This window comes from Accumulibacter sp., from assembly GCF_032229525.1.
Classification (GTDB): Bacteria; Pseudomonadota; Gammaproteobacteria; order Burkholderiales; family Rhodocyclaceae; genus Accumulibacter.
Genome location: NZ_JAVTWB010000216.1, coordinates 1 through 5,189, shown reverse-complemented (window position 1 = coordinate 5,189; position 5,189 = coordinate 1). Strand labels below are relative to the sequence as shown.

The 5,189-nt window shown below is 63.9% G+C and carries 6 protein-coding genes; 4 read left to right on the top strand and 2 right to left on the bottom strand.

The features are described from left to right. From phoU to phoR, 3 genes are all read left to right on the top strand, one after another. A partial coding sequence (phoU, locus tag RUW20_RS17505) for a phosphate signaling complex protein PhoU (protein ID WP_313953509.1) occupies window positions 1-727 on the top strand: 727 nt, incomplete at its 5' end. Continuing rightward, entirely contained in the window at window positions 724-1,449 is a 726-nt protein-coding gene (gene phoB, locus RUW20_RS17500; protein WP_313953508.1) for a phosphate regulon transcriptional regulator PhoB, read from the top strand. The genes phoU and phoB, both read left to right, overlap by 4 nt. After that, window positions 1,446-2,789: a phosphate regulon sensor histidine kinase PhoR gene (gene phoR, locus RUW20_RS17495; protein WP_313953507.1), complete on the top strand. Its 1,344-nt coding sequence runs from the start codon at window positions 1,446-1,448 to the stop codon at window positions 2,787-2,789. The genes phoB and phoR overlap by 4 nt, the downstream gene beginning before the upstream one ends. A 125-nt stretch (window positions 2,790-2,914) precedes the next feature. Here the strand turns inward: phoR and RUW20_RS17490 are convergent, their stop codons facing one another. Continuing rightward, a complete protein-coding gene (locus RUW20_RS17490) occupies window positions 2,915-3,931 on the bottom strand; it encodes a hypothetical protein (RefSeq protein WP_313953506.1) in 1,017 nt (338 codons plus the stop codon). Window positions 3,932-4,149: 218 nt separating this feature from the next. Between RUW20_RS17490 and RUW20_RS17485 the strand changes: the two genes are divergently transcribed. Further along, complete coding sequence (locus RUW20_RS17485; RefSeq protein ID WP_313953505.1) at window positions 4,150-4,626, top strand: ecotin family protein; 477 nt, start codon at window positions 4,150-4,152, stop codon at window positions 4,624-4,626. Between the two features lie 79 nt (window positions 4,627-4,705). On the opposite strand, the gene RUW20_RS17480 is transcribed toward RUW20_RS17485, so the two are convergent. Then, window positions 4,706-5,189, bottom strand: a 484-nt coding sequence (locus tag RUW20_RS17480; RefSeq protein WP_313953504.1) for a YidB family protein, incomplete at its 5' end; no start/stop codon positions are given.

The window sequence follows — 5,189 nt, the reverse complement described above, 5'->3', positions numbered from 1 at the left end:
ATTGTCTTGCGAAGGCGAGCCCAGACTCATGAGTGACCACCTCAGCAAACAGTTCGATCTCGAACTGGAACACATTCGCACGCGCATCCTGCAAATGGGTGGTCTGGTCGAGAACCAGTTTGCCGCGGCGATCAACGCTTTCAGTACCGGCAGCCTCGAGGAAATGCAGCGAATCGTCGATGCCGACAGCGAAGTTGACGCGCACGAGGTCGGCATCGATGAAGACTGCACGCTGCTCATCGCGCGGCGCCAGCCGACCGCGCGAGATTTGCGGCTGGTGATGGCCATTTCACGCATCGTGACCGACCTGGAGCGAATCGGCGACAAGGCCGCCAAGATCGCCAACCGGTCGCGCAAGCTGCACCGCAGAGGCGGACGACGCATCTGGCGCGTGTCCGAGGTTCAGCGTTGCGGACGCCTGGCCACCGACATGCTGCAAGCCGCGCTCGATTCGCTGGCGCGAATGGATGTCGACGCGGCCCGGCACGTAATCGGCGCCGACACGGCGATCGACGAGGCATTTGACGCCATCTTGTGCCAACTGATCACCGCCATGCGGGAAGATCCGGACAGCGTTGCCGAGGCCCTGGACATCATCTGGATTGCCAAGGCGATCGAGCGGGTGGGCGATCACGCGACGAATGTCGCCGAAAACGTCATCTATATCGTCAGCGGCGTCGACGTCCGGCACACCGGTGCGGCGCGCAAGAAGGCCAGTCAGTCATGACACGTTCGCCTGTCGGTCTGCCACGAGTTCTCGTCGTCGAGGACGACAAGGGGATTCAGGAACTGCTGCGTTTCACGCTGGTCAGCGGTGGCTACGAGCCGCTATGCGCCGACAGCGCCGAACAGGCCGAAAAACTGCTCCGTGAAGCCCTGCCGGAGATCGCCCTGATCGACTGGATGTTGCCCGGCAAGTCCGGTCTGGCGCTGACCACTCGACTGCGCAAGGAAGCGCGCACGCGCAGCCTGCCAGTCATCCTGCTGACCGCACGGGGTGAGGAGGCCGACCGTATTGCCGGGCTCGAAGGGGGGGCCGACGACTATATCGTCAAGCCGTTCAGCCCGAAGGAGCTGCTGGCGCGGGTACAGGCGGTACTGCGCCGTTGTGCTCCCGGGCATGCCCAGGGCACGCTCAGCGCCGGTCCGATCGAGCTCGACACCGTCAGCCACGAAACCCGCGTCCTCGGCCAACGGATAAACCTGACCCCGACCGAGTTCCGGCTGCTGCGCTTCCTGATGGCCGGATCCGGACGCGTGTATACGCGCCAGCAACTGCTCGACAACGTCTGGGGTGATCACGTTTATGTCGAAGACCGCACGGTCGACATCCACATCCGGCGGCTGCGTGTCGCCCTCGGGCCGATGGCCGAACAGATGGTCGAAACCGTTCGCGGCGCCGGGTACAAACTGAGCAGCCGCGCGGAGTCGAACCTGATGCAATCATGACCGGCGGTGGGCGGTGGTTTGCGAAGACCCTGCTGAGCAGCGTTGTGCCGGTTCTCGGCCTGGCTTTTCTCGCCTGGTGGAGTGCTGGTGCAGCCTTGGCGTGGGCTGTTGCAGCAGTGGGTTTCCTGTTCGTCGTCGTCGTCCAGATCAAGCAACTGTCGGCGCTGGCTGCCTGGCTCGATGCGCCCGAGGGCACCACCCTGGCGGACGGGAGTGGTCGTTGGGGTGAGCTGTGTCGCAAGCTTTCGCACAAGCTGCGCGATGAAGCCGACAGCCGCGAGGCAGTCGAAGGAAGTCTGCGTTCGTTCCGGGAGGCCATGGACGCCGTTCCCGATGGCCTGGTGATTGTCGACGCCAACCATCGGATTCGCTGGAGCAATCGCGCCGCCGGTGAACATCTGGGAATCCGCCTGCCGCGCGATAGCGGGACGATGATCGAGCATCTGGTGCGCACCCCGGGCTTCGCTGCGTATCTGGGCGAAGCGCATACTGCGGCGCCTTTTGTCGTGCAGGTGCCGGCAGCGCGGACACGCGTCTACGCCGTTCGTGTCGTGCCACTGGGCGACTACAACAAGCTGCTGGTCAGTCTCGACGTCACCGACGAGCGCCGTGTCGAATCGATGCGTAGCACCTTCGTCGCCAACGTTTCGCACGAACTGCGCACGCCCTTGACTGTGGTCGCCGGATTTCTCGAGTACTTCACCGACGATAGCGCGGTCGATGCCGATCAGCGCCAGCAATTCGCACGCTTGATGAGCGATCAGACCGCACGCATGCTGACCCTGGTGGACGACCTGCTGATGCTGTCGCGGCTGGAGGCGGAGGACGCGCCAGCGAGCGAAGAGGACGTCGATATGGCCGATCTATTGGCTCAGTTGCTGGCCGAAGCGCAAAGTCTGAGCGCAGGCCGACATCAACTCTACCTCACCTGCCACGGCCAGGCCTTGCGGGGGAACCGCAAGGAGTTGCACAGTGCCTTCGGTAATCTGGTCTCGAACGCCATCCGCTACTCACCGGTCGGTGGCGATATCGTGATCGAATGGGCTGTCCACCATGAGAAGGGTGTTTTTTCCGTGCGCGACTCCGGCGTCGGCATTGCCGCTGAACACCTGCCACGCGTGACCGAACGCTTCTACCGCGTGGACCGGGGCCGCTCACGCGAAACCGGTGGCACCGGTCTCGGGCTGGCGATCGTCAAGCATGTTCTGATCCGCCACCAGGCACGTCTGGCCATAGAGTCAGAGGTTGGTGAGGGCAGCATTTTCCGCGCCGAGTTTCCCGCCTGGCGGTTGACGAGCGGTCAGACAGGCCCGCGCGCGCAGGGCTCGCCAAGCCTTTGAGTACTGCTGGAAAGCGGGGTCTTGGCGTCTTCACCTCTGACTGTCCCGAAAGCTCGTGTCCTCCCGGTGGCAAGAAATGTCGGGCCGGGGTGGGTGCACTTCGGGGCTTGCCGAGACCGACGGCGCTATCGATCATGGCCATCCGGCGGTACCGTCCGGGTACCCAGAACGCTGCCTTCGACCTGCCGGGCAATGTGATAGGCGCCGGCCAGCACCCCGGTGGACGGATTCTCCACCAGCGTCTGCCACCTCTCGTCGAGTGCCGCGTTGAGGTTTTCCCGGAGTTGCACCTGCAGCGCCGGTCGGTCGTTTTCGTAGGCGATTGCACCGATGGTGGTGGCGCCCAGGGAAATCAGCAGGCCGGCGACGCCTCCCGCCGCCGCTGCCGCAGCACTGGCACCGCCGCCGAGGGCGAGTCGGTCCATCAGCTGCTCGGCGGCGCGTTCGGCCACGGCCGAGATCCGATCATTCGCCGGCCCGGCAGCAGGGCCGCCGTCCGTTTCGCGGATGCGGGCCAGAAGGGCCGCATAGGCGGGCAGATCAACGATCGGCCGGGTTTCGACCACCTCCAGGAGCGTTGCGCTTTGCGCGCCGGCTGTCGCCGGCACAATCGCCGGAATGGCCTTGAGCCTGGCTTCGAACTGAGCCGCCGGTATCGCGTAGCGGCGAGGGAGGCCTTGCAGCTGCTCGACCAGCAGCCGGACATAGAGGGTCGTCGTCTGCTGCATCACCTCGCCGGGATCGATCTCTGCGGCTACCGGTTCGAGTACGCGTTCGCGGAACTGCTCCTGCAGGTAGGCGGCCAGTCGTCGTGCCGCCGGATTCTCCCCTTCGCCGCCGCCAAGCTTGTACCAGGCCACCTTGATGGCCAGCCATTGCTGCGTCCAGTAGGCGGTGTACCAGGGAATGAATTCTTCGTCGCTGCGTTGGCGGACGCGGCTGATCCATGCTTCCATCGAGCCGCGCGCGTAGTTTTCGGCTGCTCCCCAGGCGGTCAGGGAAGCAGCGTTGATGTCGCGATCGATCTGCCGCCAGGTTTCCGCCGACACCTGTACCGGCGGCGCAGGCTCAGCCGCAGGTTCGGGAACAGTACATCCCGCCAGGGCCATCAACAGGGCAACGAGCAGAGAATAGACCGTCAAAACCGCTATTCCGGAAGATGAATTTGGCACGTCGTCGCCTACCCGCGCTGGTTGGATGTGGCTGTTTCAAGCCGCTCATCGGCCAAGGTGATTATAGATGGCGACGCCGGAAGCAGTCGAAAGCGGGTTGATCACGGATGTTCGCCGACAAGCTTTGCGCGTAGAGTTTGGCATCGCCACCTGGCCGCTTGCCGCGCCGTTTCGCATAAGGAGAAGAAGTGAGAACGATTCGTTTGTTGGCTGCCCTCTGCGTTCTGCTGGCAGCGCTGCCGACTCAGGCAACAGACCACATGAAGGCCTTTCCGGCCGCCGAGGAGGGCATGGTTCGCCATGTTCTGCAGCTACCCAAGCAGGAGGAGGAATCTGATTTCAGGGTCGAGCTGGTGGTGGGCAAGACGGTCGAGGTAGACCAGGGCAACAAGTACTTCTTCGCTGGCCAGATCGACGAAGAAACGATCACCGGCTGGGGGTTTTCACGTTACGTCGTCAGTCCGCTGGGCCCGCTGGCCGGCACGCTGATGGCGGTTGATCCGAGTTTGCCGAAGCTCAGCCGCTTCGTCAGCCTTGGCGGCCCAGCCTATCTGATCCGTTACAACAGCCGTTTGCCAATCGTCGTTTATGCGCCAGAGGGCGTTGAAGTGCGTTATCGCGTATGGCGTGCCAACCCGAAAACGATCGCCATGGATAAGGGTTGAGCAGGCGGTTTGAGCCGGCTACAGGGGCCGCGCCGGCGAGCGCCAGGCCCAAGGCGCTCTCCGTTCGAACGCTGGCGGCCTAGCGTCCGGCCAGCAAACTGCCCAGTGTTCCCATCAGGTCGCTACTGTTACCCAGGCCACCTTCGGGCAGCTGACCGGCAGGTGTCAGCTGGTCGATCAAGCCGGGTAGTAGCTGCGCTAGCTGGCTAGCCGTATCGGCCGAGCTTGCGCCCATCTTGCCGGACAGGTCCGCCAGGGTGTCCGGTCCCAGGACGCTGCTGAGCTGCTCAGTCGAAATCGCCTGGTTCTGGCCGGACCCGACCCACGATTCGATGACGCCACCCAGACCGGCCCGCTGGAACTTGTCCATCAAACCGCCAACGCCGCCTTGCGGCCCATCGTTGCTCAGCAATCCGGCGATCACCTGCAATAGTTGGGGATTGCTCAGCAGTGTTCGCAGGAGGCCGCCCAGCGCATTTCCCTGCCCGTCGCCAGAAGCTTGCTGGCCGCCAAGGAGCGAGCCCAGTACCGAATCGAGTAAACCCATGGTGTCTGTCTCCTGA